Origin of the sequence: Paenibacillus sp. RC73 (assembly GCF_044908085.1) — a bacterium.
GTDB lineage: Bacteria > Bacillota > Bacilli > Paenibacillales > Paenibacillaceae > Paenibacillus > Paenibacillus terrae_A.
Genome location: NZ_JBIYCV010000006.1, coordinates 132,522 through 158,208 on the forward strand (window position 1 = coordinate 132,522; position 25,687 = coordinate 158,208).

26 protein-coding genes are annotated in these 25,687 nt (G+C 46.6%); 11 read left to right on the top strand and 15 right to left on the bottom strand.

Going from position 1 to position 25,687, the window contains the following annotated elements:
* The first annotated feature begins 57 nt into the window (after positions 1–57).
* The gene (locus tag ABH897_RS15875; protein WP_404592378.1) at positions 58–3,420 is read left to right on the top strand and encodes a DEAD/DEAH box helicase; all 3,363 of its coding nucleotides are present in this window, start codon (positions 58–60) and stop codon (positions 3,418–3,420) included.
* A 324-nt stretch (positions 3,421–3,744) separates the two neighbouring features.
* Positions 3,745–4,200: a MarR family winged helix-turn-helix transcriptional regulator gene (locus tag ABH897_RS15880; protein ID WP_283654575.1), complete on the top strand. Its 456-nt coding sequence runs from the start codon at positions 3,745–3,747 to the stop codon at positions 4,198–4,200.
* A 130-nt stretch (positions 4,201–4,330) separates the two neighbouring features.
* Here ABH897_RS15880 and ABH897_RS15885 read toward each other — a convergent pair whose 3' ends face one another.
* The 3 genes from ABH897_RS15885 to ABH897_RS15895 all read right to left on the bottom strand — a co-directional run bounded on the left by ABH897_RS15885 (position 4,331) and on the right by ABH897_RS15895 (position 6,642).
* Positions 4,331–5,281 (bottom strand): ring-cleaving dioxygenase, encoded by a 951-nt coding sequence (locus tag ABH897_RS15885; RefSeq protein WP_283654574.1) that lies wholly within the window; start codon positions 5,279–5,281, stop codon positions 4,331–4,333.
* A 46-nt stretch (positions 5,282–5,327) separates the two neighbouring features.
* A complete protein-coding gene (locus tag ABH897_RS15890) occupies positions 5,328–5,954 on the bottom strand; it encodes a nitroreductase family protein (RefSeq protein WP_404519723.1) in 627 nt (208 codons plus the stop codon).
* Positions 5,955–6,270: 316 nt separating this feature from the next.
* A complete protein-coding gene (locus ABH897_RS15895) occupies positions 6,271–6,642 on the bottom strand; it encodes an MmcQ/YjbR family DNA-binding protein (protein ID WP_283654572.1) in 372 nt (123 codons plus the stop codon).
* A gap of 141 nt (positions 6,643–6,783) precedes the next feature.
* Between ABH897_RS15895 and ABH897_RS15900 the strand changes: the two genes are divergently transcribed.
* The 3 genes from ABH897_RS15900 to ABH897_RS15910 all read left to right on the top strand — a co-directional run bounded on the left by ABH897_RS15900 (position 6,784) and on the right by ABH897_RS15910 (position 9,315).
* A complete protein-coding gene (locus ABH897_RS15900) occupies positions 6,784–7,665 on the top strand; it encodes a metal-dependent hydrolase (protein ID WP_404519725.1) in 882 nt (293 codons plus the stop codon).
* Between the two features lie 385 nt (positions 7,666–8,050).
* Positions 8,051–8,392, top strand: coding sequence for a 3-methyl-2-oxobutanoate hydroxymethyltransferase (locus ABH897_RS15905; RefSeq protein ID WP_283654570.1), 342 nt, complete (start codon positions 8,051–8,053; stop codon positions 8,390–8,392).
* Entirely contained in the window at positions 8,392–9,315 is a 924-nt protein-coding gene (locus ABH897_RS15910; protein WP_349362255.1) for a ketopantoate reductase family protein, read from the top strand. The genes ABH897_RS15905 and ABH897_RS15910 overlap by 1 nt, the downstream gene beginning before the upstream one ends.
* Before the next feature lie 76 nt (positions 9,316–9,391).
* Here ABH897_RS15910 and ABH897_RS15915 read toward each other — a convergent pair whose 3' ends face one another.
* The 7 genes from ABH897_RS15915 to ABH897_RS15945 all read right to left on the bottom strand — a co-directional run bounded on the left by ABH897_RS15915 (position 9,392) and on the right by ABH897_RS15945 (position 15,108).
* Positions 9,392–9,946, bottom strand: a complete 555-nt coding sequence (locus tag ABH897_RS15915) for an NADPH-dependent FMN reductase (protein WP_283654568.1) — start codon at positions 9,944–9,946, stop codon at positions 9,392–9,394.
* Positions 9,947–10,044: 98 nt separating this feature from the next.
* Positions 10,045–11,052, bottom strand: a complete 1,008-nt coding sequence (locus ABH897_RS15920; protein WP_283654567.1) for an AI-2E family transporter — start codon at positions 11,050–11,052, stop codon at positions 10,045–10,047.
* Between the two features lie 56 nt (positions 11,053–11,108).
* On the bottom strand, positions 11,109–11,525 hold the full coding sequence (gene psiE / locus ABH897_RS15925; protein ID WP_283654566.1) for a phosphate-starvation-inducible protein PsiE: 417 nt from the start codon (positions 11,523–11,525) through the stop codon (positions 11,109–11,111).
* Positions 11,526–11,611: 86 nt separating this feature from the next.
* Complete coding sequence (locus ABH897_RS15930; RefSeq protein WP_283654565.1) at positions 11,612–12,106, bottom strand: DedA family protein; 495 nt, start codon at positions 12,104–12,106, stop codon at positions 11,612–11,614.
* A 6-nt stretch (positions 12,107–12,112) separates the two neighbouring features.
* Positions 12,113–12,637 carry a CDP-diacylglycerol--serine O-phosphatidyltransferase gene (gene pssA / locus ABH897_RS15935; protein WP_044645397.1) on the bottom strand — a complete coding sequence of 175 codons (525 nt, stop codon included), beginning with the start codon at positions 12,635–12,637 and terminating at the stop codon, positions 12,113–12,115.
* A 24-nt stretch (positions 12,638–12,661) separates the two neighbouring features.
* A complete protein-coding gene (locus ABH897_RS15940; protein WP_404592379.1) occupies positions 12,662–14,431 on the bottom strand; it encodes a sensor histidine kinase in 1,770 nt (589 codons plus the stop codon).
* Positions 14,428–15,108, bottom strand: coding sequence for a response regulator transcription factor (locus tag ABH897_RS15945; protein ID WP_283654563.1), 681 nt, complete (start codon positions 15,106–15,108; stop codon positions 14,428–14,430). Before ABH897_RS15945 ends, ABH897_RS15940 begins: the two co-directional genes overlap by 4 nt.
* A gap of 195 nt (positions 15,109–15,303) precedes the next feature.
* Between ABH897_RS15945 and ABH897_RS15950 the strand changes: the two genes are divergently transcribed.
* Together ABH897_RS15950 and ABH897_RS15955 are read left to right on the top strand one after the other, a co-directional pair.
* Complete coding sequence (locus ABH897_RS15950) at positions 15,304–16,647, top strand: glycoside hydrolase family 30 protein (RefSeq protein WP_283654562.1); 1,344 nt, start codon at positions 15,304–15,306, stop codon at positions 16,645–16,647.
* Positions 16,648–16,802: 155 nt separating this feature from the next.
* Positions 16,803–17,192: a winged helix-turn-helix transcriptional regulator gene (locus tag ABH897_RS15955; RefSeq protein ID WP_014279676.1), complete on the top strand. Its 390-nt coding sequence runs from the start codon at positions 16,803–16,805 to the stop codon at positions 17,190–17,192.
* A 72-nt stretch (positions 17,193–17,264) separates the two neighbouring features.
* Here ABH897_RS15955 and ABH897_RS15960 read toward each other — a convergent pair whose 3' ends face one another.
* A complete protein-coding gene (locus ABH897_RS15960) occupies positions 17,265–17,732 on the bottom strand; it encodes an Lrp/AsnC family transcriptional regulator (RefSeq protein WP_283654561.1) in 468 nt (155 codons plus the stop codon).
* 168 nt (positions 17,733–17,900) lie between these two features.
* On the opposite strand from ABH897_RS15960, the gene ABH897_RS15965 reads away from it, so the two are divergent.
* The 3 genes from ABH897_RS15965 (at position 17,901) to ABH897_RS15975 (ending at position 20,041) form a co-directional block, all read left to right on the top strand.
* Entirely contained in the window at positions 17,901–18,098 is a 198-nt protein-coding gene (locus tag ABH897_RS15965; protein WP_283657591.1) for a hypothetical protein, read from the top strand.
* Positions 18,095–19,615 (top strand): MFS transporter, encoded by a 1,521-nt coding sequence (locus tag ABH897_RS15970; protein ID WP_283657590.1) that lies wholly within the window; start codon positions 18,095–18,097, stop codon positions 19,613–19,615. The genes ABH897_RS15965 and ABH897_RS15970 overlap by 4 nt, the downstream gene beginning before the upstream one ends.
* A gap of 210 nt (positions 19,616–19,825) precedes the next feature.
* A complete protein-coding gene (locus ABH897_RS15975) occupies positions 19,826–20,041 on the top strand; it encodes a hypothetical protein (protein ID WP_404529640.1) in 216 nt (71 codons plus the stop codon).
* Between the two features lie 102 nt (positions 20,042–20,143).
* Here the strand turns inward: ABH897_RS15975 and ABH897_RS15980 are convergent, their stop codons facing one another.
* Positions 20,144–20,635: a phenolic acid decarboxylase gene (locus ABH897_RS15980; protein WP_014279672.1), complete on the bottom strand. Its 492-nt coding sequence runs from the start codon at positions 20,633–20,635 to the stop codon at positions 20,144–20,146.
* A 166-nt stretch (positions 20,636–20,801) separates the two neighbouring features.
* Between ABH897_RS15980 and ABH897_RS15985 the strand changes: the two genes are divergently transcribed.
* A complete protein-coding gene (locus ABH897_RS15985) occupies positions 20,802–21,350 on the top strand; it encodes a PadR family transcriptional regulator (protein ID WP_283654558.1) in 549 nt (182 codons plus the stop codon).
* Between the two features lie 98 nt (positions 21,351–21,448).
* Here the strand turns inward: ABH897_RS15985 and ABH897_RS15990 are convergent, their stop codons facing one another.
* From ABH897_RS15990 to ABH897_RS16000, 3 genes are read right to left on the bottom strand one after another with little or no spacing between them, the layout of a single operon-like run.
* Positions 21,449–22,648 carry a Ger(x)C family spore germination protein gene (locus ABH897_RS15990; RefSeq protein WP_283656185.1) on the bottom strand — a complete coding sequence of 400 codons (1,200 nt, stop codon included), beginning with the start codon at positions 22,646–22,648 and terminating at the stop codon, positions 21,449–21,451.
* A 2-nt stretch (positions 22,649–22,650) separates the two neighbouring features.
* Positions 22,651–23,736, bottom strand: coding sequence for a GerAB/ArcD/ProY family transporter (locus tag ABH897_RS15995; RefSeq protein WP_283654557.1), 1,086 nt, complete (start codon positions 23,734–23,736; stop codon positions 22,651–22,653).
* 30 nt (positions 23,737–23,766) lie between these two features.
* A complete protein-coding gene (locus ABH897_RS16000; protein WP_283654556.1) occupies positions 23,767–25,476 on the bottom strand; it encodes a spore germination protein in 1,710 nt (569 codons plus the stop codon).
* Positions 25,477–25,687: the final 211 nt, after the last annotated feature.

Genomic DNA, 25,687 nt, shown 5'->3' on the forward strand with positions numbered 1-25,687 from the left:
ACGCCTGTTCTGTTATCATAAAAGAAAACGGAATGACTCAGGAGAGGATTGCAAACCATGAGCTTTGAACTTACCCGGCGGGTCATTAGACAGCTATGCAGTCAAGCCGCTTATGACGACGGGGACGCCTATTATCGGGCCAAAAGAGTGGCCTTCACGCAAATAGATCATGATGATGGTGTGTATGAGGCTACGATCAAAGGAAGTCGCTTCTATGCCGTTGCAGCTATGATCCGCCCTAATGGCAGTATCCGCGCGGAATGCACCTGTAGCACATTTCAGACCACCGGACGGTATTGTAAGCATATTGCCGCTGTTCTCATTAATGTCCATGAAATGCTGAGCGGAAAAAGCCTGTCTGTGCGTTCTTATGCTTCCAAACTCCATTCGGACATGACCTCGGACTCAGTAGAAGGAACTGAAGCAGACGGAATCTATACCGCTACCGCTGCTCAGTATGATCACGCCCGGACCGCACGATTCTCCGGCATCACGCAGAGTGACCTCCAGTTGACCGACAGTATGTTAAAGTTGTTCAGCAGCAAGAAGCCACTTCGCAGCACTCCTACCCTGCTGGATACCCGCGCTGTTCTGGATTTTCAATTTGTGATCCGTCCTTTTGCCTACGGTTACCAGAAGTACATGTTTGGTATAGAGATGAAAGCCGGGCCCAAACGATTGTATATCGTCCAGAAAATCCGTCCATTTCTCGACAGCATTGATCGTGGCGACAGCTACATGTTTACGAGAAACTTTTCATACGAGCCTCAGTTGTACCGATTTCGACTCGAACATGACGCCATTCTTCAGCAGTTGGTTCAAGTTCGCCGTAATGAGCGGATGATCCGGGAAACCTCGGGTACGTATTCGTCCTCTGGCAGCCACATGAGTGGAGAACGGATGCTACTCATTCCACCTGCGGCCTGGGAAAAGCTGCTCCCCTTGCTGGCAGCAGCACAGGGCGTCCAGTTTGAAATTCACGGAAACACAACCGAGGGTATTCCTCAGTCGGACAACATGCTGCCGCTGCAATTCGAATTCGATAAAGCCGAGGCTGACACCGAGGGTTACCAGCTAAGCATTCAAGGGCTGGATGATCTAACCATTATGGAGGGCTACGGCATCGTCATTGCCGATGGCAAGCTCGTAAAGCAAAAGAATGATCCGCTGCAACGTCTGTCCGAGCTAAAACGGATGGTCGAAGTCCATCACAAGCGGAAGATTCAGATTGCAGCGGAACAGATGGAGTCCTTTATGGACAAGGTTGTTCCCGGGCTGATGAAGCTTGGACGTGTCCATATGACCCGTTCCGTATCTGAGCGGGTTACACAGCAGCCATTAAAGGCGAAACTATATCTGGATCGGGTAAGAGACAAGCTGCTGGCAGGACTGGAGTTCCAATACGGGGAAATCATCGTGAACCCACTGGAAACCGACGAGCGGAAGCCTGACAACGAGCGTATTCTGATACGGGATGGGGAGCAGGAACAACAAATTTTGGATCTGATGGAGCATAGCTCCTTCGCCAAGACAGACAGTGGATATGTTATGGAAGATGAGGATGCGGAATATGATTTTCTGTATCATACGGTGCCACAGCTGGAAAAGCTGGTAGAGGTGTATGCCACAGGTGCTGTTAAATCGAAAATAAACAACACTCTGCCTACCCCGAAGGTACGAGTAGAGCTGGACGAACGTACCGATTGGCTTGAATTTAAATTTGATATCGAAGGCATTCCGGAATCCGAAATCCGCCTGCTGCTAAAATCATTGGAGGAAAAGCGAAGATATCACCGCTTGCCGAATGGTGCTTTGCTGCCGCTGGAAACAGAGGAATACAAGGAACTGATCCGGTTCATGAACGAAACGGGAATTCGCAAAAGCGACCTGGATGCCGCACAAATTCGCATACCCGTTACGCAAGGACTGTATTTAATAGATCCCCATGATCAAGGGAAGAATCTGACGCTGGGCAAAACGTTTCGCCAACTGCTGGAGAATATTCGTAATCCAGATCATCTCGACTTTCCAGTACCCGACACACTCGCTCCAATCCTGAGGGATTATCAGGTTTACGGCTTTCAATGGCTCAAGACGCTGGCGCATTACCGTTTCGGGGGCATTTTGGCAGATGATATGGGACTGGGCAAAACGCTGCAAAGTATCGCCTTTCTCGTCTCTGTACTGCCGGAAATCCGTAGTCAGCAGCTTCCAGCCATGATCGTGTCTCCTGCGTCACTGGTATACAACTGGCGGAATGAGCTGGAGAAGTTTGCACCCCATATCCGCGTCGTTATTGCAGACGGCATCGCGGATGAGCGTAATCGAATCATTAGGGACGCAGCGCGGTATGATGTCATCATCACCTCCTATCCTCTGCTGCGTCGGGATGCAGACTTGTACGGCAAGCTATCGTTCCACACGCTGATTTTGGACGAGGCGCAGGCATTCAAGAACCATGCCACCCAAACGGCACAGAGTGTGAAGGATGTGAAAGCCCGTTACCGTTTTGCCCTTACCGGAACACCGGTGGAAAATACACTGGAGGAGCTATGGTCCATCTTCGATGTGGTATTTCCCGAGCTATTTCCCGGTGGAAAAAGAGCATTTCACAACCTCACCCGGGATGTGATCGCCAAGCGGGTACGTCCATTTCTGCTGCGCCGCCTCAAGAGTGACGTCCTGAAGGAGCTGCCGGAAAAAATCGAATCCGTTCAGGTGTCACGGCTCCTGCCGGATCAGAAGAAGCTGTATACCGCCTATCTGGCCAAGCTCCAGCATGAGACATTAAAGCATCTGAATGAGGAAGGCTTCCAGAAAAACAGGATCAAGATCCTTGCGGGTCTGACCCGGCTTCGCCAGCTCTGTTGTCATCCAGGCTTGTTCATCGAGGGCTACACCGGAAGCTCAGCCAAGTTTGAGCAGTTGCTTGAGATCGTTACGGAATGCCTTAGTTCGGGCAAGCGGATGCTCATCTTTTCACAATTCACGACGATGCTTCAATTGATCGGACGCGAGCTTGCTCAGGAAGGAGTGCCCTACTTTTACCTGGACGGGCAGACTCCCGCTTCGGAACGTGTGGAGCTATGCAGCCGTTTTAATGAAGGAGAACGTGATCTGTTCCTGATTTCTCTGAAAGCAGGAGGAACCGGCCTGAATCTCACCGGGGCAGATACCGTCATTTTGTATGATCTGTGGTGGAATCCCGCTGTAGAGGAACAGGCTGCCAATCGCGCCCACCGGATGGGCCAGAAAAAAGTCGTGCAGGTGATTCGTCTCGTCGCGCAAGGTACGGTAGAGGACAAAATGTATGAATTACAGCAAAAAAAGAAAAATCTCATCGACCAGGTCATCCAACCGGGACAAGAAACCCTTTCGGCACTGACCGAGCTGGAGATTCGTGAACTGTTAATGATCTAGGCAGGTTTAACCGCTATGAATCCAATTTAAAATAAACTTGCACATCGCCGTGTGGTTCACACGGCTGTGCAGGTTATTTTTTGTGATCAGACAAACCACCCGGTCAGTAATGACCGTCCCTCTTTCTTCACTAGCCCTCCAACCTGAAATGACTGGGGATGTTTTTCAATGTTCAAACCATAACCAGAGTCCGTTGAAATGGTACATTCCACGGACCTTGCATAGTTGAGTATAGTGGATTAATTTGAATGATGCAGTACATTAACAACGTGGGTTTGTAAATCCAATATTCCGATGAATCACCACATTAAGGAGGAACTTGCAATGAACCATCCTCTTCATGATTCTCACAGGAATAAAGCAGTGGAGCTTATTGAGTATGAGTTAACAACATTTATACGCCGCGCAGTATACATTGATCAGTCTGAGCACAAAATCGGCACTTTGGAGCGCGCCACGTATCTGCTATTGAGGCAGCTCATGGAGTATGGCCCCACTCGTGTAAAAACGCTCGCAGATATGTTTCTGCTCGATATTTCTACCGTCAGCAGACAAACGGCCGCATTGGAAACCAAGGGACTGATTCGCCGTCTATCCGACCCTTCGGACGGGCGCGTCAGCCTGTTTGAAATCTCGGAGCTGGGTAAGAAACTGTTGCTGGAAGACAAAAAAATGAGAGTAGCCCGGTATTGCGAAATGCTGGAGAACTGGACAGATGAGGAACAGGAAAAATTCGGGGAGCTGTTAGTACGGCTGAACAAAACCTACATTGAGGGATAATCCCATACGGATATCATAAGACAAGATGTCACTGAAAAAATCCAAAAGCGAAAAGGTCCAAATTGCCGTAGAAGCACCCCGCAATTGGACCTTTTGTTTACTTATCCTTATATGTCCTGATCCATCATGATTAATCCTGCTTCAATACTCTAACTTCAATGGGAACCAGATTAGACTCAATCAGGGAACGCTGAGGCTCAAACCACTCTGGCAGCATCAGCTTGTGCCCCAATTCGTTCAGCTCCTCATCCACGGTAAAGCCGGGTGGATCGGTCGCAATCTCGAACAAAATACCACCTTGCTCCCGGAAATATACAGCATTGAAGTATTGCCGATCCACAATACCGCTCGTCCCAAAGCCATGCTGGCGAACCGTTTCATTCCACACCTGATGTTCTGCATCGTCCTGGGCACGCCAGGCAATATGGTGAACCGTACCCGCACCACCGTTGCCCCACGGTACATCTTTGACCGGAATGTCGATCAGATTGCCCAAATCGCCAGTCGCCTGATAGCGGATGTAGCCTGCATCTGCATCTTCTCCGATGGGAGTCATTCCCAGAATGTTCTCCAGCACGCCTTGCGTATGCTTGGAATTAGCACTGAACAGCACTGCGCCGCCAAAGCCCTTGATCGCTTTATCCGCTGGCACGCCGCCGGCTGTCCACGTGTTCACAGGGCCATCTTCCCGCTCCACCAGCTCAAGATGCAAGCCCTCATTGTCTCGAAACTGGATGAATGACTCGCCAAAACGAGTGGCCTTCGTGAAAGATACCTTCAAGCTGTGCAGACGGTTTTCCCAGTATTCCAAAGCACCGGACGGCACGACATACGTTGTAATTCCTACCTGCCCGCCTCCGAGCTTGCCCTTGCGTGTACCCGGCGCCGGAAAAAAGGTAATAATCGTTCCGGGGCTGCCTTGTTCATTACCAAAATACAAATGATATACTTCAGGAGCATCAAAATTAATCGTCTTTTTAATTAATCTCAACCCAAGCACGCCTGCGTAAAAATCAACATTGCCCTGCGGATCTGCTGCAAAGGACGTGATATGATGAATTCCTGCGGTCTTCAATGACATCTCAGTCACTCCTTTTCCTCATCTAATCTGATTTTATTTATATATTTCAAAATCCGTTGTAGCTGACAAATTGCCCAACTGGCTTACGGTATCCACGTGCACGCTGACCAGATACATCTTCTTTACCCAAGGTAATCAGCATCACTGGCACAAAGTTTTCAGAAATATTCAATACTTCCCGTACCTTCTCCGGGTCAAAACCGATCATCGGGCAAGTGTCCCAGCCTTTGTCCTTGGCAATCAACATGAACTGCATGGCAGACAGGCTGGCATTGCGGATCGCTTCTTCCCTTTGGAAGACAGGTCCCCGCTCGCGATAAAACTGGGTCACCGATTCCACCTCTCTGTCATATTCCTGCTTGCTCAGAACGCCCAGGTTTAGAAAGCCTTCATTATATTCAGCTACTTTCGTATACGCCTCGGTATCCCCGAGCACCACAATTGCGGCCGAAGACGTTAATATTTTATACTGCTTACTTGCCTCGTCATGCAGTCTTTGTTTCGTATCTGTATCCTGTATCACGATATAATGCGCATGCTGTAAATTAAAAGCCGATGGAGCAAACTTTACTAGCTGGAATATCTCTTCCAGTTCTTTTTTATCTATTGTAACATCAGGAATAAATTTAGAAGCCGATCTTCTCTCTTGAATAATATTTACCAATTCGCTCATGTTCAGTTCCACTCCTCGATATTATTTTTAAATGAATTATCTTTAAATTAAGAATATATCTTTATGTGTTTTCTGTCAAGTAAAAATCTTAGTAAGAAGTATGTATTTAATTGATCCACGGACTATCTCAAAATTCGACGAGGAATGGAGTTTAAAGTAAGAGAACTCTTTATACTCCAAGGCGGCAAACCTATTGCCGCAAGACTGGAATCCATATGGAGATAAAGGGCCGGAACGATATATAGAGGTACAGATTTGGGATGATAAACCATTAACATCATACAAATTCTAATGAAATCATCATATAACACACCTTTCACAGATCGGTTGCCCGTATTCTCATCGTAATGGCTTCACGTTGCGCTTTGGTCAAGCTTTTGAAAACCAAATCGTACGAATGGTCGATCATGCTGTACAAATCCTCCAGCGGGAAAGTAGAATCGACCGTTACCGTGTTCCAATGCTTTTTATTTAAATGATATCCCGGCTTAATCGCCTCGTTTTGCTCACGCAGGTTTTCCGCAATAACCGGATCACATTTCAGAGAAACTTGGCAAATACCGTTCGCTTGCCTTAAGAGAGCAAATACTTTGCCTCCCACCTTCAGCACCTGTGGCTCAGGACCAAAAGGGTAATCCTCTATCGCTTCTTTTTTGCTTAGACCATATGCCACAATCTTCTCATACATCAGCCTTCTCTCCTCTGCTCAGTCTTCATCCTATGAATCTTTTTAAAGTCGTATTTGATCCTTATTATATCACCTCCGCACTCTTCAAATACACCAGGACCATGCTACAATTAGAGTATCTGTGCCAAAAGGAGACTCATTATGGATACCATTACACATACACTGTTCGGCTTGGCCTTATACGGCGCAGTCAAGAAGTCGGACATGACGCGCAAGCAAAAGGGCGCACTACTATTCACCACCGTTATTGGCTCGCAAATCCCTGATATAGATGTGATTTCTACGTTGTGGGATGTGTCAGGGCGATACCAGATGTGGCACAGAGGACTCACCCATTCACTGTTCCTCGTTCCCGTATGGGCGGCATTTATTGCCTTGCTGGTGCGCTTGTTCTTCCAACACTCCGGCTGGCGGTGGTTTGGAATAGCCCTGCTGGCTGTGTTCATTCACGATACGAGCGACCTGTTTAACGCTTGGGGTACGGGGTATTTTGAACCTTTCTCGCAGATGAGAGTGACCTTCGGGACGATTCCGATTGTGGACCTTGTTCTATGGGCGTTGATGCTGGCGGGGTTCCTCTATGTCCGCTTCCGGCGTTCTGCCCGAATTTCCTCGATGGCCGTCTACCGGATCGTATGGGCGCTGATGGCGCTGCATTTCACCGTCCAAACTGCCCAAGGCATGCTCATTCTGCACCAGCAAAAGACACAAGCGCCTTATGAGCAGGCAGCGTTATCTGCCGATTTTGTCCCCGGTATGTTCACGGTAATTAGCAAAAAGAACTCCGTGGTCACCTTGAGCAAAGGCTCCCTATGGACAGGCTTCCATACAGTAGCCGAGCTGCCATCCAAGGATCAGGCTAATCTGGATTTGCTGTTTGCCAGCAATCCCAAGTCACAAACGCTTGTACAATGGTCACCCTTCGTGGTCGTTGTAGACGATGGACAGCGTCTGGGCGTATACGACCCACGTTTCTATCGGGAGGGTCAATCCTTTCTGTACGAATTTATCGACCGTCCGTGACGCTGTACTTGTCCTGAAGACTTAGCGATATTTCATATACTGTATCTGCAAGCTGAACAGCCCTTTCACTTCCCATTAGGAAGCTGGAAGGGCTTGTTCTGTTCGTATTGCAGAGAAAGTTATGCAAGAACCCTATATTTTGATATACTTCCGTGAGAGGCTGTATCGACAACTTCGAACGGTACTCTAGTTTAGTGTAATTCAATATGTAGATGTGTGAGCCTATGGAGGTGAACTCGTTGGATTTTGCTCTGATCCGTAAGGACCGAGACAAAAGAACGGTCGCAAATTGACTCTTTTTTTGCCTTTCGGACCTTTTCGGCCATGTGCTGAAAGGTTTTTTGTGTGTTCTAAAACAAAGGTAGGGAAAGGATTGAATGTAACCATGGCAACTCCAAAGGCGCTTAATATTTTGCAATTAAAGAAAATGAAACGAGAAGGTTTACCTATAAGCATGATTACGGCGTATGATTATCCGTCTGCTCGTTTGGCTGAGAAAGCTGGTATAGTCCACCATGACATGCTACAATACTCCTCTCCGTACCGGGAGAAAATGTTCGTAAAAACATATTCGGATATAGGTACTCTGATCCCCGACAGCATCGGGCAATTTGTCGAAGACGTAAAGAATCGTTCTTTTCCGTGCGAAGAGCATGCTTTTAAGGCAGATGAGAACGTAGTAGAACGGCTGTATGGGAATGCAAAAGTAAAGGGAGGGACCCTATGATGCGATTTTTGATTGTAGGTGCAGGGGCTATTGGAGGCTACTTCGGGGGACGTCTTGTTCAAAAAGGAGAAGACGTGACCTTCTTCGTACGTCCTTCCAAAAAATCTCAGTTGGAAGAGAACGGTCTGATTGTTAAAAGTGTTCATGGGGATTTCCAGACGCCAATCCGTGCTATTACATATGGTGAAGCTGTCGAGCCGTTCGACTGCATTATCGTTGCGGTCAAAGCATATCATCTGCCCCAATTGCAATTCGATCTTGAGCCCTATATCGGTGATCATACCATGATTCTTCCGTTACTTAACGGTTACGAACATTTTGACTCTTTACGCAAGCAATTCGGTCCGGAAAAAGTGCTGGGCGGACTTTGTTATATCGAAACTACGCTAGATCATGATGGTTCTGTCGTTCAGACAAGTCCATTCCACCGTATCGTCTTCGGTGAATGGAACGGTGTGCAATCAGAGCGTACACAAATACTGCTGAATCATCTTGATCATGCAGGCTTCACAGTCACACGAAGTCAGGATATCCAGCGTGAAGTTTGGCAGAAATATATATTTGTTGCCAGCTTGAGCGGAATCACAACACTAATGGATACCTCTGTCGGGACTATACTTGCCACGGCAGAGTCACGTGCTATATACGAAAAGCTGCTGCATGAGATGGTCACACTTGCTCGCAACGCAGGGATGCCGATTGATTCAGAGATGGAAGCTCATACATTGAAAACGATGGAGTCCTTACGACCGGAGATGATGTCATCCATGCAACGTGATATGCATAAAAAGCTTCCGATTGAAGCGAGTCACCTGCATGGTTCACTTCTTGCATTGGCTTCTGGCAGTAATGATGCATATCCGATACTTGAAACGGTATATGCCCGATTAAAGGTATATGAGAGCTTATTGGATACTATCTAACATTTGATTAAGTTAAAAAGCAGATCCTTCCATGATGTGTTCATGAAGGTTCTGCTTTTGTTTTACTCTATACTGTCTATCTTGAGCAAGCTTGCTCAAGCCCTTGAAGTAATGCATGTAACTCCTGCCTGGTTTCAGAATCGGTAATTACGCCTTCCTGATTTAGCTTCAATGTGATATGCGGAATAATGACCTTTCCATTTTCCACAATCTCGGCATTGATCATTTGCAGTGTGAGCAACAGAGAGGCATGGGCCAGATTCCCACCCATAGGAGAAGGTGACGCGCTAATAACTGCTGTAGGTTTATTTACAAATTCGCCCGAAGAAACGATCCAATCCAATGCATTTTTCAAAGTACCCGGAACACCATTCCCATATTCCGGCGTACAGATCAATACCCCATCCACTTCTTTCAGTTGTTCCCGCAGCTCCTTGACGGAAGCCGGCCCGTCTTCTACATCCAGATCCGGGTTAAAATGAGGAAGCTCACCCAATCCGTTATACATCGTAAATATCATATTGTCTGGCGCTAACCCAATGGTAGCCTTTAATAAGGCTGTATTGGAGGACTTTTGACGAAGACTCCCCGATATAGCCAGTACCTTGATTTTCTGATCCACCCATATCATCTCGTTTCCTTATTTAACTGGCAACATCTTTTATACTCAGTGTACTACAGATAACCCAGAATTAAAAAATGCCTGCGGCTTCGCAGGCATTCGTCAAATCAGGTATCCTTCTCTTGCTTGCGCTGTACCCCGATCAGATCGAGGAAGAAGACGAACAGCGGAATACCGACAATCAACCCCCAAATCCCAATCAGATGCTCAGAGAAAATCAGGACGACAAAGGTAAAGAAAATCGGTAAATTGGTTTTGGATGACATCAGCTTCGGATTCAGGAAATAAGCTTCAATCGCATGGATCACCACGATCAGAATGATCAGGTAGATGACATAATGAATGCCTCCGACGCTAAAGGCGATCAGACCGAGCGGCAACAGTGAGATGAACACACCTGCCACCGGAACCAAACCCAATACGAAGATGATCAATGCAAGACCGAGCAGATTGGGAAAACCCATAATCCAGAGCGCAATCGTGGTCAATATACAGTTAATCAGTGAAATCAGCAGTTGAGCCTCCAGCACCTTCCCGAACGTATCCAGGAACATGCGGCCAAAGTGACCCACTTCTTCAAAAAACCACCCCAGCTTGCTATGCTTAAACGTAGCTGTAAAGCGTGTAATATAGGATTTTTCCATCAGGAAGAATAAGCTCAAAATAATCGACACCAGCAGTTGTGTGCCCAATTGGCTTACTTTCATGACTGCATTCAAGCCAGGCTCAAATAGCCGTTGAACATTAAGTGTATCCATAAATTCGATAATCGTTTCGTTCCATTGGTTACGATCCGGGTACATATACGCTTGCTGAATCATGAGATACACCTGCTTGACCTGCACGCTAATCAGCGGCACCATCCGGTAAACTCCCCATACGATGATCAGAATCAGCAACACATACACCAGTAGCAACACAATCGTAGGCGGCACATTGGCGAACCGCTTGATCAGCTTGGTCACTCCGTTATATATACTGCCGATCAGGATCGTAAGCAGCAGGGTTAACAAAATAATATTCATCATGCTCTTTAATAAAAACAACACCAAAATGATTATCGCAAGGACGGCTCCCCGCCTAACACCCGCATGATTCATCCAATTTCTTACCATTCGTCTTTATTCCCTCTCTCCTTCTTGACTGTCAACCTTGTAATCTGTCCTAACGATCAGCTTTCTCTTTTTAACAATTTACTGTTAGCGATCAATAGAGAACCTACCATGACCAGGATGGCAATGGACCACCAAAATGTATTCTTGGCATCATCGTGATCTACAATAATGAGCCTGATGACAGCCGTAATGCCAATATAGATGAAATAACGTAAAGGAAAATGGAAATTGGTTTTAAAGTACTTAACAATTAATGCGATGAACTCAAAATACAAAAAGAATACAAGCAGCTCTTCCGTGAATTCGTAGTAATTCTTATCCAACTCTGCAGACAAGAAAACATAGGAGAAAATGGACCATGTTTCTTTCAGCAGCAAGAAGCTTAAAATCAGTCCGACCAGAAACAACGAGATATTCAGGATCATTTGCAGAAAACCAGGTAATTTTTCAATATGCTTCATAAAAGCGTTCACTACAGATCCCCTCACTGGTTGTACAGTTTCTTTATTATATTATCGGCGGAATTCATGAAAAATGCTACATTACTTTTGGTGTAACCTTATTGAAAGTGTATATTCGCTCCGGTAATATAACCAATCGAGATAAAAATAAGGGTCCATACGAGAGAACCTGCGCTTGCGACCAGCATATATTTTCGAACAGGCATTGCGCTAATTCCAGACAAGTAGCTTGTCACATGCCTGACGCCCGGAATGAAATAACCGACCAGAATGGTCCACAGCCCGAAGCGTGCAAACCACCCCTTCACCCTTGCAAACCGCTTCGGTGTCAGCCCGAACCACTTGCCGTGCTTATCCACCAACGGCTGTCCCAGCTTTTTGCCCAGCGTGTAGCTGATCATCATGCCTGTCATGGCCCCCATAAAGCTGACCAGTACAGACATTGAATAATTCAGTACCATGATGGAGGACAGATAGCCGACAAAGACCATAATAATTTCATCAGGAACTGGAAGGCCGATAATCCCGAGAGCAAGAAGTGCAAAAATAGCAATATACCCGTATTGTGTAATTATGCTCATAGCCCATTCCATAGGGTGCTACCTCCTGATCGGTTTTTTTTTGAAGGACGGGAACGGAATACGGCTAATCATCAGGAAAGACAGCACTACCATGAGCCCAAGCAATAATTCGGGTCGCAAATGCTCACTCCATAAAAACATAAAGGACAAAATAACACCCGCAGCCGTAATTGGCATGCCTACGAAGCCTGTACTAAAAGCCATCAAGTTGAATCTTGCCAGCCTCACTGCACCGCATATCACAAACAAAACAGCCACAAGCGGCCCCATCCAATGTGTACCTCCCAGTTGGTAGAACAAGGTCAAGAAAGCAGGGGCAACGCCAAATGAGACCACATCCGCCAGCGAATCGAGCTGCTTGCCAAAATCACTGGAGCAATGCAGCAGCCTTGCCAGCAAACCGTCTAGCACATCCCACAAAGCAGCCACCATAATCAGAATAAAAGCGGTCGTATATTGTTCATGAATCGTGTAAAACAGGGATAGTACCCCTGCCCCCAGATTTGCCATCGTGCATAGTGAGGGCAACCAATTCCATTTCATACTGCTTGACTCCTTTGCCATAGCTTAACCTCCGAATATGACGACAAAACGAACGCCATTCCTGGTATTCTCCGCCATATAGCGAAAATCGTGCAAATCCAAAATCCGTTTGACGATCGACAGTCCCAGTCCGGTTCCCCCTGTCTGACGGCTGCGTGAAAGCTCGGCCCGGTAAAACCGCTCCCAAATTTGCTCCAGCTGATCGTCGGGAATCGTTTCTCCTTTATTTTGAATGGAAAAGGTATTGATTTCCCCGGAGCCTTCGATACGGATCGTAATCGAGCTTCCTTCCTCAGCATGCCTTATGGCATTGATGACGAAGTTGAAAATCACCTGCTCCAGCCATCCGGCATCGGCATGAATCGGCAGCTCATTAGCAGGGATAATGACCGCTTCCAGATGCTTTTCCTTTAGCAGATGGAACAGCTTGTCCACGACTTCCTCCACCAGCTCGCTCAGTATAAAGGTCGTTTTGCGAAGCTTGAGGGTACCGGATTCCAGCTTGGCGAGGTCCAGCATATCCTTGACCAGTCGCTCCATTTTGTCCGCTTCCTCCACAATCACCTTGATATAGTGGTCCTGCTTCCCGGCACTAACGCCATCCTGTAGCCCTTCGGCGAAGCCTTTAACAATACTAAGCGGGGTCTTCAGCTCATGAGAGGCGTTGGCAAAAAAGTCCTGCTGCACAGCCTCCATCCTCTGTTTCTGCTCCATATCCTCAACCAGTTGCTGGTTAGCCTCCTGAAGCTCGCGCAAAGCGGTGTCCAGGTTCTGGGACAGGGTATACATGCTGTAGGACAGGCTGCCCAGCTCATCATTTTGCCGAATCGGTGTATGGGCTGTAAAATCGAGCTTAGCCATCCGTTTGGCAGTATTGTTCAAGGCAATGAGCGGACGGGTCACCATTCGGGAATAGAACAAGGACAAAATCAAAATCAGCGCAAAGCCCCCGATGCCCAGGTACAGATAGAACCAGCGCAAAGCTTCATTCGTCTCGCTGATTTCCTGCAACGATGTCACTGTGAACAGCAGGTCGATCTCTCCGGTGCTTTGTCGTACAGGATGGACAATGACCGCATTACGCACACCCGTCCAAGGCTCCGTCCACTCTTCCTCCAGCACTTCAAAATTCTTGAGCTTCTCCAAATGGGTCTGCGATAAAGGAAACCATTCCTCCAGCGCACTAAACAGCAATCCTTGCCGCTGGCTCCAGGTTTTCAGATCCGGCAGCACAATTTCTGTCACTGTACCGGACAACCTTACACTACCCTCTGTGCTCGACTCTTCCGAGGTCGTTCCTATATGTTTGGAGCCAGGCTTTTGAATGCCCGACGGATAAATGAAATTGGCAGAAGAGATGCCGTCGGTTTCCAACACTTCACCTTCAACGGTTAACGTGTCACCCGGCTGAATCCGGGCCGCCCTCAGCTCATCTCCGAACTGGCTCATAAACAGAGACAACGATATTTTAACGATCTGCCCGTCTGCTTTTCGGAGATTGATGTGGAACGGGTCATCCAGCTTTACTTTGCCGTCCAGCGTGACAATCGCCAACTGGTTCTTATTCTGAAACATAAAACGGGCTGCTTCTCGTGAAACCCTATCGGAGCCCCAGGCTTCCTTGACATAGCTTTGACCGAAGCTTTGCAAACGGCTTTCCACACGCCCGATCTTCTGTTGCTGATAAAATTTTTCAAAAAAAAGCAATTGGCACAAAATCACCATGCCGTAAAAACAAAGAAAAAATGCAACGGTCATAATGAACAACTTAAAGGTAACTCCCCGTTTGTTCATTCTTCCTCCTCAAACCTGTAGCCTGTACCAAAAACGGTCCGGATATGGCGAGATTCACGGCCCAGCTTGCTTCTCAGCTTTTTGATATGCGTATCCACGACCCGCGTGTCTCCTTCAAAGTCGATCCCCCACACCCGGCTAAGTATCGCATCCCGTGAAATGACCATACCTTTGTTATGTATAAGCAGCCGCAGCAGCTCATACTCCTTGGGCGTCAGCTCGACTGCCGCCTGATCTACCTCAAGCCGATGAGCCATCGTATTGAGAATGGCCGTGCCGAACCGCAGGACATGCGACTCAGGCAGCACATGGCCCTCCACCCGTTTCATCAGCGCGTTCGCGCGGGCGATTAGCACCTTAGGGCTAAAAGGCTTGGTAACGTAGTCATCTGCTCCCAGCTCAAAGCCCAATATTTTATCATCATCACCGGATTTGGCGGTCAGCAAAATGATCGGCACCCCGGAACGGCTGCGAACCTGACGGCATACCTCCCAACCATCCAGCTCCGGCATCATAATATCGAGTATGATCAGGTCGGGCTGCACCGAATCAAACCAGATTAGCGCATCTTTTCCATTGCCTGCTTCATAGACTTCCCAATTATTCTGTTTAAAATAATCCGCAATGACTTCACGGATACGAATTTCATCCTCCACAAGAAGAACCCTTTTATTCAATCGACTTCCCTCTTTCGGTCATTCTAGGACATCAGCATACCAAAGAGATGTGTTCTTTATGTGTTCTTGGCACTTCCGATCAGCAGAATCTAGCTTGGATTAGGGCAAATTTGTCTTGGCTCAGACCATCTCATCTCCTATGATCCTACCCTATAATAAGAAGAGATACAAAAAGCGTTAACAGGAGGGTAATACATGACCAATCAGACCATTCAGTGGTTTTCCACTTCCAAAGCAAAAGCCTGGCAATCCCAATCTCATCATCTTAGCGAAACCCAAGAGCATGCCAACCTGACCATTACGGGGGAAACGCATCAGCTCGTCGAAGGCTTTGGCGGCTGTTTTAATGAACTGGGCTATGTGGCCTTGGACCATTTGGAGAGCAACGAACGGGAGCAGGTACTTCATTCTCTCTTCCACCCGGAGGGTGAGCATAAATTCACGATTTGCCGACTCCCTATTGGAGCCAGTGACTACGCGCTGGAATGGTACAGCCACAATGAAACGGATGGCGACGTGGAAATGAAGCACTTTTCCATCGAGCGTGATCAGCAGTATCTCATTCCTTTCATTCGGGAAGCATTGCAACTTAACCCGGACTTGAAGCTGTTCGCTTCACCCTGGAGCCCGCCGACATGGATGAAATCGCCCAAGGCTTACAATTATGGCACACTGCGCTGGGAAAAGGATATTTTGAAAGCGTATGCATTATACTTCGTCAAATTTGTGCAGGCTTACCGTGAGGCAGGCATTACGATTCATCAGATCCATGTTCAAAATGAAGTCATTGCCGATCAAAAATTCCCTTCCTGTGTATGGACCGGAGAACAGCTGCGTGAATTTATTCGCGATTACTTGGGCCCCGCCTTCGAGAAACACGGACTAGATACGGAAATTTGGCTAGGTACCATTAACGCCCCCGATCCGTGGGAAGAATTAATGAAGAAGACTTCGACCGGATTCGATGAATATGCCCATACCGTGCTGAGTGACCCGGAGGCCTACAAATATATTAAGGGCGTGGGCTATCAGTGGGCAGGCAAAAACGCCATCCAGCGCACCGTAGCCAGCTATCCCGAGCTTCGTTACATGCAGACAGAAAATGAGTGCGGGAACGGAGAAAATTCGTGGGACTACGCCAAATATGTATATAACCTGTACCAGCACTACTTTACCAATGGCGTGAATGCTTATATTTACTGGAACATGGTTTTGGAGCCGAAAGGCAAGAGCACATGGGGATGGGAGCAAAATTCGATGATCACCGTTGATCCGGCGGATCGTAAGCGTACCCTGAACCCGGAATATTACGTGATGAAGCACTTTTCTCATTTTGTATTGCCGGGTGCGAGACGCATTGGACTCCATGGATCATGGACGGGAAATGCCGTTGCTTTCCGCAATGCTGACGGACAAACGGTAGTGGTCATTGCCAATCCGTTCCACGAATCGCGTGTGCTGAATCTGTCCGCTGGAGAGGCTACACATCATTTCGAGCTGGAGCCGGAATCATTTAACACCATCGTCATTCCTTCTTAACCGTCGCAGGCTTCTCAGCTGTTCGTGCAGCATCACGTGTCACTGTCCGGTCCGTCCGTATCCAAAAGTATGGTTAGTTTCCAAAATGGATGTATCCACTTTTGCGTATAGTAGCCATAAATAGTATACTTGGAGTAACTACGGACAGGAGGTCGATGAACATCACTACTGTAAAAGACCGGATTGATTTGAAGCTGATTAATTGTGATAAGGAATTGACCCTCGCCGTCATCGGCGGGAAATGGAAGCTGATTATTTTGTGGCATCTCGGCTTGGAAGGCACCAAGCGGTTCGGTGAACTGAAAAAGCTGATCCCCCACATTACGCAAAAAATGCTGACCAACCAGCTGCGCGAGCTGGAGGAGGATAAACTCATTCTTCGTAAGGTCTATCCTGTCGTCCCTCCGCATGTGGAATACTCACTGACCGAGCATGGCGAAAGCCTGATTCCGGTACTGAGAGCGATGTACGATTGGGGATCAAACTATCGCGAGAACGTGATTTGGAAAGAAGAAGAAGCGATTCAGGACGTAACGCCCGTTTAATCAGCTTAACTATACATTTTCGTGATGAAGACAATCCTGGGATGGGATATCCGGGGTTGTCTTTTTTCATTCTTAATCTTTTTCTGAATGAGCAGCTCCACTTGCTTCTTCCAGAGAATGAATGAGAAGTCTATGATCGATCGGTGACGACATGACAATCAGGCTCGTGTAGGTTCCATACTTATCGCACTGGTTACTAAACTCTTCTAGGGTGCGCGTCGAGTTGGTCACTACTTTTAATAAATAACTGTGATCTCCGCTTATACGGTGGCACTCGGCAACATGTGGAGATGTATGGACAAAATCAAGAAATGCATGGCAATCTCTAGTCCGAAACAATATATAGGCTGCCGTATCCTTTCCTATTTTTTCAGGAGAGATGATAGTGCGATACTCCTTGATAATCCCCTTTTCTTCCATTCGTTTAACTCGTTCTGTTACAGCAGGTTGGGACAAACCCACGCATTTTCCTAGTTCCGTCATTGAAATTCTTGCCTGACTTTGAAGATAAAAGAGGATTTGTTTGTCTACATGATCCACTTTAAATGCCCTCCTTTAAATTTAATGTTTTTATGAGAAATTCATTTAATTACTTTGTTTCATCATCATAATGTATTGATTGTGCTATGTAAAATGAATGATTTAGATTATATAATAAAACTCACATCGATAAGGTGAAACATGAAAAGATAGAAAGGATGGCTGCCCTTGAGTAAATATGTTTTAAATAAGGCAGGAACAGTAGCAGATTTAGAAGTACATATTGAAGAGGCTATTGATCGTACAATTGACGAAAAAAGGCTGGTTGGTGCTGGTGTACAAGTTGCGCTTAATGAGGCGCAATATTATAGTTGCGCTGCCGGATGTCCAGACCGTGAACAAAAGTCTGGGGGGACCTCTCAGTGAGCCTATCCTTCTCCTGCAAAAATATAATTGCATTGGCTGCTATATGTTTGTCCGCATTGATGTTCGGCCTCGAAATTTCCAGTGTGCCAGTGATACTGCCAACTCTGGAAAAAGTATTGCATGGCGATCTTAAGGATATGCAATGGATTATGAACGCTTACACCATTGCATGTGCCACAGTTCTGATGGCTGTTGGAACGCTGGCTGACCGGTATGGAAGGAGGCGTATTTTCATTATCAGCCTCGTCTTGTTCGGTATTACATCCTTGATTTGTGGCTTGGCGCAAAGCACATCGGTTCTGATCATCAGTCGGTTTCTTCAAGGGGTGGGGGCTGGTGCGATGCAGATTTGCCAGATAGCAATTCTTTCACATCGGTTTCAGGAAGGACAAGAACGCAGCAAGGCCTTTGGCATATGGGGGATTGTGTTCGGTATCGGCCTCGGTTTTGGACCTATCATCGGCGGCATGATCGTGGCCGTGTTGAACTGGCATTGGGTTTTCCTGGTCCACGTTCCGTTGACCATCCTCACTTTGATTCTTGTTTTCCGTGGCATAGAGGAGTCCAGAGATCCGCAGGTGAAAAAGCTGGACATTATCGGCATCATCACGCTTTCGTTGACAGTTTTTGGCCTTGCATACTTTATCACGCAAGGGCCGGAACTCGGCTTTACCAGCAGAGCATCCATCAGCATCCTTATTGCAGTAGCAATAAGTTTCATTATTTTTCTATTTGCGGAAAAGCTCAGCGCCCATCCGATGTTTGACTTTTCCGTATTCAAGATACGTAATTTCTCTGGCGCTCTCCTTGGCTCCATCGGCATGAACTTCAGTTTCTGGCCGTTCATGATCTATCTGCCGATCTATTTCCAGAGTGGCCTGGGTTACGGCATCGTAGCCGCCGGGCTGTCTCTCTTGGCTTATGCGCTGCCCACCTTGGTAATTCCGCCTCTGGCAGAGCGTTTTTCGCTCCGCTATCAGCCGCGCATAGTCATTCCATCAGGTCTGTTCATCCTCGGCATGGGCTTCATTTTGATGAAATATGGCAGCAGCAGCGATCACGCCAGTTGGTTGACCATGCTCCCTGGCTCCTTGTTGGCTGGTATTGGGCTTGGCTTAACCAACACGCCTGTGACCAACACGACCACCGGCTCTGTTCCGAGTGCCCGTGCAGGCATGGCTTCCGGTATAGATATGAGTGCCAGATTGATCAGTCTAGCCATCAACATCGCTGTGATGGGATTCATCTTGCAGGAAGGTATTCTGTCTTATTTGAAGGGTGCCCTTTCCGGGACTCTCAATGCAGTGCAATTGCGGTCTGTAGCCGAAAAAATAGCCGCCGGAAATACTGTATCTCTCAAGCAGAGTTTGCCAGAACTCTCCTCTCTGGATGCGTCTGGAGCCGTCGTCCATGCAGCGCTTGTGCACGGCTTTGGCTTGATAATGCTCTACGGCGGTATTGGTGTCTGGGTTCTAGCCGCGATCAGTTTTATGATTTTTGGACCTAAGAGAGCATAAAGACAATCCCGGGGATATCCGGGGTTGTCTTTTTGTCAATTTAAAGGACTATCGGCAAGATAATAAAAGAAACGGAGGCAAGTATCCGCTTTCATGAGTATTAAAAGTCGGTTTTCGTTACTCATCCTCATTTTAAGCCCTTGTTTGTGATTATGAGCTGCCTGAAATCAAGGAAGCTTCGACCTCGTCCGATGGGCTTCCGTGTTCACCTTGCTCAAGGGTCTATCCTTTACCGAGGCTCACCAATATATTCAGTACCACGCTGACAACTGGGGACATGTCAAAGCAGTGCTGGCTCTGTCCGCCTTATCCGACCTGACCACCCACGTGAACCTGCAAAGTCTCTCTCCTGCAACGCCCATCGTAAAACCACGGATTAGCCGTTCTTATCTGATCGAGCATGGTCTGGTCTACTATTCATTCTAAATCCCGCTCACAGATTAATCCCTACCCTTCTCCAATTAGCACAAAAAAGCCTGAGACTGCTTATCACAGACCCAGGCTTTACACCCATCAGCAAATGTTTGATTATGCTTGCAGCTTACCTGCACGAATATCGTCTGTCATACCTGCGTATGGCGCTTGAGAAATCAATTTTTCGTTGTTTACACCCGCATTTTCAATGAATGTAATATCTGCAAATTCAGGGACAACATATTTAGGATAGGTTTCGTATTTTTCACGCGATTCTTCCATCAGCGGAATAAAATCGTTCTGATAGCGTACAGTGATTTCCGGATGCTCATGAACCCATTTAGGGAAGAAAATAATGCCGTGCATCCGTTTTTCCTCTGGCATAAAGTTCAGGGATACGTCTGTACCTGTCGGTTCAGTCCAAGATACTTTGTACACATTCTCCACCAGCTTCACCAAGTTGACCTTCTGGTCACGAACCCAACGTCCGCCTACCATGCCGCTATGAATGCGATAGTCGATGGTATCTTCATTTTTAATATATATTTCGTATTCCCAACCATTCTCGTAGGTGTAAATCATGTGACTGCCGATAAACTTGTCCATCTTGCATCCTTCTTTCTGTATTATGAGTTTTCATGAATTGAACATCATGCTGAAAATAATAAGTATTGAATTTTAAACATGTAAACTTAAACATGTTTTTGATTACATATAAATTGTAGCACTGTGGTATACTAATGTCAAATACCGCATTGCGAGGAGAGCTACGTTGAAACGTACATTAAAATATGCCATTCTGGGCCTAATTCACAAAGAGGAAATGAGCGGCTACGATATTACGAGCCAATTCAAGAAGGAAATCGGGCAATTTTGGAGCGCCAAGCACAGTCAGATTTATCCTGAGCTCAAAAGGCTGACCGAAGAGGAGTTAATCGAATATCGCACCTCGATTACAGGAGCCAAGCTGGAAAAGAAGCTGTACTGCATCACGCCCAAGGGAACCCGGGAGCTGACCGAATGGCTGCTGAGTCCCAAAGATTTACCGGAAACGGAAAAGGATGAATTCATGCTTATGCTGTATTTTTCATCAGCGATCTCGAAGGAAGAAAACAAACGATTGTTCGAGGACCAGATTACCAAACGTAAAGAGAAGCTGGAGTATTTATACCAAAGTAAGACCGCACTCCGACTGCTGGACGAAAACCTTCAATCTCCCGGCTCTGAACAATTCGGACATTATCTGGTGCTGAGCCGTGCCATTAATCGGGAAGAAAGCTATGTTTCGTGGCTGGAAGATACGCTCCCGTTGTTTGATTAGGCTTCAATATGAAAAAGTGACATGAAATATAAAAGCCTTTAACACCACGAAAATGGATGGTGTTAAAGGCTTTTTGGTAACACATCAAAATGATATTTTTAGTCTGCCGTGGTATTGGAGGCTCCATAATCCTCAATTTGAATATCCGTGCTGAAGGTTACCGGAATGGTACTAAAGGTCTTGTCCCAATCTCCTTTGACCTTACGCCATACCTGAGGATTCTGAATCCGCAGTGCTTCTCCGAAACCTCCGACATCTGCCTGTAGCCTATGCATTTTCGTCAATGTTTTTTCGGCTGTGGTATTGGCTTCTTCCTGCAAGATATTCTCTACTCGTGAAAATAGACGGTTTTTTGAAAAATCCTGACCCGGATTGAGGTTTTCCGAAATACGACCTGTCGATGTCATGTGAACATGAAAAGAGATGTCGTTGCCATGAACGGTAGCCTTGATCCGGCTTTTGACAGAATTGATCTCATACACGATACTTCTCCCTGTTTTAGGGTTTATGTATTTCAGGGTACCTCCATCCACTTCACCTTTCATCCACATCAGACCTTCAACCTCAGACTCGTTTAGAAGACCGATGTATTTTTGCGTCTTTCCCTGAATGACTCCCGCACCCGCAAGCTTTACTTCTTTCTCTGTGGTAATCACATTGGGTAATAAAAAGCTGCTGTGGGACTTCATCGGCCCAATGACTTTAACCAGAGACATGGGCTTGATCATTCGCGCATTCCGTTTACGGTTGATAAAAACATCCTTCAATATAAAGGCTGGTGTCTCTCCGGGGATTTTTTCCTCAAGCGCATCACCCGCTTTCTCTGTACTGATCAGCAGTTGAACGCTCGGCCTGATATCATTATCCCCTGCAAAAAAGTCCAGCAGCTCGTACATAGGAAGCTTTTGTAGCAGACTGGAACTGATAATGATCGTCTTCAAGTGAAACCCGATGGCAGGACGATTGGAACGTAATGAAACTTCACGCAGCATTTCAAGAAGAGAATCCCCCGTTTCAGTCATGTTGTAAAAGGTTTTATTTTGTGCAGGGGCACCTCCAGAGCCTTTACCTCTTTCAGGGAGCAGAAATTGAAAAGTTCCTTTAATTAGAATTTTCTTCGGATAGTATCCTCCTTCCCGTTCAATATACGCTTCCTGCGGAGATACTTGTCCTACATCCAGCGCGATGCCCGTCTCCAGATTCAAATCCTCCACCGGTCTACTGCTCCAACAGCCAGTTAGCAAACAACATATCAGAAGAAATGCTATTCCGAAAAAAACGATGCGCAAATTCTTCATCATCAGAGTCTCCTCCAGCGTGAAATAAGCAGTAGCAGCAAGGGTAACAAACCGTATAAAAGGATAGCCGCGTCACCGATCATCGTGCCTAGCGAAAACAACTCATTAATATTTTTGGGAATTCGGGACAGAACGTATACAATTGCGAGAACAATGAGTAGCATTTTGGTATACGATGTATTAAAAATTTGGGAGAGGCCAAGCGTACCACAGTAGAAGGCGATACTGAACGTAGCAAAAATCTGCATGATCCAGATGGACAGTAACAGGGACTCAAAACGTTCAAATACAAGAAAATCCACTTCAAAGCTGCGGGCCAGGTCCAGAAATGGCCACGTCCGAGTCACCACACCTTCCACCGAAAAAGCACCGATACACATGATCACAGCAGTCGTATAAAACAGCACCGTGATCCCGAAGCCCCAACCAATCACCCTCATTGCTTTCTCGGGCTTTTCCATACAACAAATAATGATGAGCAGGCACTCACTACCTGTAAACGTCAGACTTGTAGACTTTATGGCTTTGATGACTGGTTTTAGCCCTTCCGACAATACAGGGCGCAAATTGTTTAGTTCAAAAATATTAAAGCTCAGCAGACAGATGATCAAAAAGATAAACGCTGTAATGGGTAAAATAATTTGGCACACCTTACCTATCGCTCCTATGCGGCCCATGCACAGATATAGCGACACCCACATAAACGGTGCTGAAATAGCCCATGCGGGCGTTCCCTCAAGCAGAAAAAACGATGTTACTTCTTCCACAGAGCGAATTTCAAATGCACACAAAGCTACAAAATAAATCACGACTAGCATACCAATGATTTTGCCGATCGCTTTCCCCGTAATCTGCTGTACATACTGGTAGAAGGTTTTTTGGGGAAAGGTCTGACTCAATTTCACGATAATCCAGCCAGCCAGAAAAGCTACGCATCCTCCCAGGATCACGGAGATCCATACATCAGGAGTCTTGGAAGCCTTAACTGCCACCCGAGGAAGCGTAAGCAGACCTGCTGCCATGGTAAAGCCGACAAGAATCCCTGTCGTCTGCAACGTTGTAAGTTTATCCTCCCCCAGTTTTTTCATATCGTTGTGGCTCCCTCCTTTCCTAAATAACTAGCCTTTCCGCTTGGGTTGTTTGGGATTTAGCAGACGGGGTCTGCGTTTCATAAAATGTAACGGCGCCCGAATCATGTAATCCTTCCAGTCCCTCAACGAACGCGGAGATGTCAAACTAAGATAAGACAATCCAAAGCTTTTTAACTTAGCCATATGGATAACCAACAGCAGGAAAAACAGAATTACACCATACAAACCGAATATGGATGCAACAAACATCCCCGCAAAGCGAAGCATACGCATCGAAATCCCGGAACTGTACACAGGTGTGGCAAACGAAGAAATCGCCGTAACTGCCACAACAATGACTAAAATGGGACTTACAATTCCGGCATTAACCGCAGCCTGTCCAATAATCAGACCGCCGACAATACCCATAGCAGGCCCAATAGGTTTGGGCAGACGCAATCCTGCTTCACGCAGAATTTCAATGGAGGTTTCCATAATCAGCGCCTCGATCAATGTAGAGAAGGGTACACCTTGTCTTGCGCTGACGATAGAAATGACCAGCATGGTGGGAATAAGCCCGGGATGAAACGAGATAAAGGAAATATAGAGAGCAGGCGCGAACAGGGAGATAGCAGTTGCCATAAAACGCAGCAACCGAATCAGGGAACCCGATAGCCATCGCTCATAGTAATCCTCAGGCGACTGGAGCATCATATCGTAGGTTACAGGCATAAGGAGGGCGAACGGAGTACCATCCAACATCACAGCTACACGTCCCTCCAACAGAGCTGCCATCACCCTGTCAGGTCTCTCCGTATTTTGAATTTGCATAAAAGGACTAAGAAAATTGTCCTCAATGAGCTGCTCCACATAGCCTGACTCCATGACTTCATCTACATCAATGGTTTTGATCCGCCGTTTAACCTCCTCTACCAGCTCAAAATTAGCAATGTCCCTGAAATAGGCAACCATCAGTTGCTTTTGCACCCTTTTACCGACCTTGAAGGAGTGCATGGCCAGTTCGGTACTTTCTCCGTGTCTGCGCAATAACGCCGTATTATCGCTGAGCACCTCTGTGAAGCCAATCCGTGGACCTCGCAATACCGATTCTGATAATGGTTCCTCCACTCCGCGAGTTTTACCCTTGGATGAACCCAGAATAAGTACACCTGAAGTACCCTCGATCAAGAGTACGATAGAGCCGAACAAAACCTTCTGCAAAGAATATTTCACATCCTGCGTATGCTCTGTCTCCACTACAAGCATAACTTGACGGATAACCATATCCCGGAGTGCATCGCCTTGCGGTATTTCTTCCTCTTGGTCTGAGCTTCCCCAATCCAGCAGTGGCTTGATTATATTTTGGTCCATGCTGGTCTTGTCCGTTAAGCCATCTACACAAAACAGACTTACCCTGACCTGTAAATGATCCAGAAAAATAGACTTTTGATTAACATCCGCCATATCCATTATGGCTTGTCTCATCTTCGTTACATTCGCCTCATAATCCTCAGAATAGCTTTCGTCCTCATTCTTACTAACATTCGGATCCTTGCTTTCAGAAGGATCGCGAGCATCTTGCTCTGCAGGGTCGCGTTCTTCAAGCAGCTCTATTCGTTCCTTGCGTCTGCTTTCTCTGCCGTCGACCGTTTTAATTTGTCGAACCGCCAACAAGATGAGTAAAGGTACAATGGACAAAAAGATAGCCTGTACTAACACTGTCCATTTGGGCATATGAGTTACAATTGCCTGCCACATGTCCCTTCCCCCTTCGCCTTCATCCGATTTGTATATATATTTACCGGGATTAGAAAAAAAATGCATGAGCATTGATCCGCACCTCACCATCAGATGCACATTCGAGACATAACAAGGGATATTCCCTTTAAGGAATACTTACTTGGTGGGATAAAATTATTGTCTAATAAAAGGAATAAAACGGTTAATTTGATGGTTATCTAGCGATGTC

Excerpts from the sequence above, each read along its gene's own strand:
- ABH897_RS15875 (WP_404592378.1), top strand. The coding sequence starts at position 58 with ATGAGCTTTGAACTTACCCGGCGGGTCATTAGACAGCTATGCAGTCAA.
- ABH897_RS15880 (WP_283654575.1), top strand. The coding sequence starts at position 3,745 with ATGAACCATCCTCTTCATGATTCTCACAGGAATAAAGCAGTGGAGCTT.
- ABH897_RS15885 (WP_283654574.1), bottom strand. The coding sequence starts at position 5,281 with ATGTCATTGAAGACCGCAGGAATTCATCATATCACGTCCTTTGCAGCA.
- ABH897_RS15890 (WP_404519723.1), bottom strand. The coding sequence starts at position 5,954 with ATGAGCGAATTGGTAAATATTATTCAAGAGAGAAGATCGGCTTCTAAA.
- ABH897_RS15895 (WP_283654572.1), bottom strand. The coding sequence starts at position 6,642 with ATGTATGAGAAGATTGTGGCATATGGTCTAAGCAAAAAAGAAGCGATA.
- ABH897_RS15900 (WP_404519725.1), top strand. The coding sequence starts at position 6,784 with ATGGATACCATTACACATACACTGTTCGGCTTGGCCTTATACGGCGCA.
- ABH897_RS15905 (WP_283654570.1), top strand. The coding sequence starts at position 8,051 with ATGGCAACTCCAAAGGCGCTTAATATTTTGCAATTAAAGAAAATGAAA.
- ABH897_RS15910 (WP_349362255.1), top strand. The coding sequence starts at position 8,392 with ATGCGATTTTTGATTGTAGGTGCAGGGGCTATTGGAGGCTACTTCGGG.
- ABH897_RS15915 (WP_283654568.1), bottom strand. The coding sequence starts at position 9,946 with ATGATATGGGTGGATCAGAAAATCAAGGTACTGGCTATATCGGGGAGT.
- ABH897_RS15920 (WP_283654567.1), bottom strand. The coding sequence starts at position 11,052 with ATGGTAAGAAATTGGATGAATCATGCGGGTGTTAGGCGGGGAGCCGTC.
- ABH897_RS15930 (WP_283654565.1), bottom strand. The coding sequence starts at position 12,106 with ATGGAATGGGCTATGAGCATAATTACACAATACGGGTATATTGCTATT.
- pssA (WP_044645397.1), bottom strand. The coding sequence starts at position 12,637 with ATGAAATGGAATTGGTTGCCCTCACTATGCACGATGGCAAATCTGGGG.
- ABH897_RS15940 (WP_404592379.1), bottom strand. The coding sequence starts at position 14,431 with ATGAACAAACGGGGAGTTACCTTTAAGTTGTTCATTATGACCGTTGCA.
- ABH897_RS15950 (WP_283654562.1), top strand. The coding sequence starts at position 15,304 with ATGACCAATCAGACCATTCAGTGGTTTTCCACTTCCAAAGCAAAAGCC.
- ABH897_RS15955 (WP_014279676.1), top strand. The coding sequence starts at position 16,803 with ATGAACATCACTACTGTAAAAGACCGGATTGATTTGAAGCTGATTAAT.
- ABH897_RS15980 (WP_014279672.1), bottom strand. The coding sequence starts at position 20,635 with ATGGACAAGTTTATCGGCAGTCACATGATTTACACCTACGAGAATGGT.
- ABH897_RS15990 (WP_283656185.1), bottom strand. The coding sequence starts at position 22,648 with ATGAAGAATTTGCGCATCGTTTTTTTCGGAATAGCATTTCTTCTGATA.
- ABH897_RS15995 (WP_283654557.1), bottom strand. The coding sequence starts at position 23,736 with ATGAAAAAACTGGGGGAGGATAAACTTACAACGTTGCAGACGACAGGG.
- ABH897_RS16000 (WP_283654556.1), bottom strand. The coding sequence starts at position 25,476 with ATGTGGCAGGCAATTGTAACTCATATGCCCAAATGGACAGTGTTAGTA.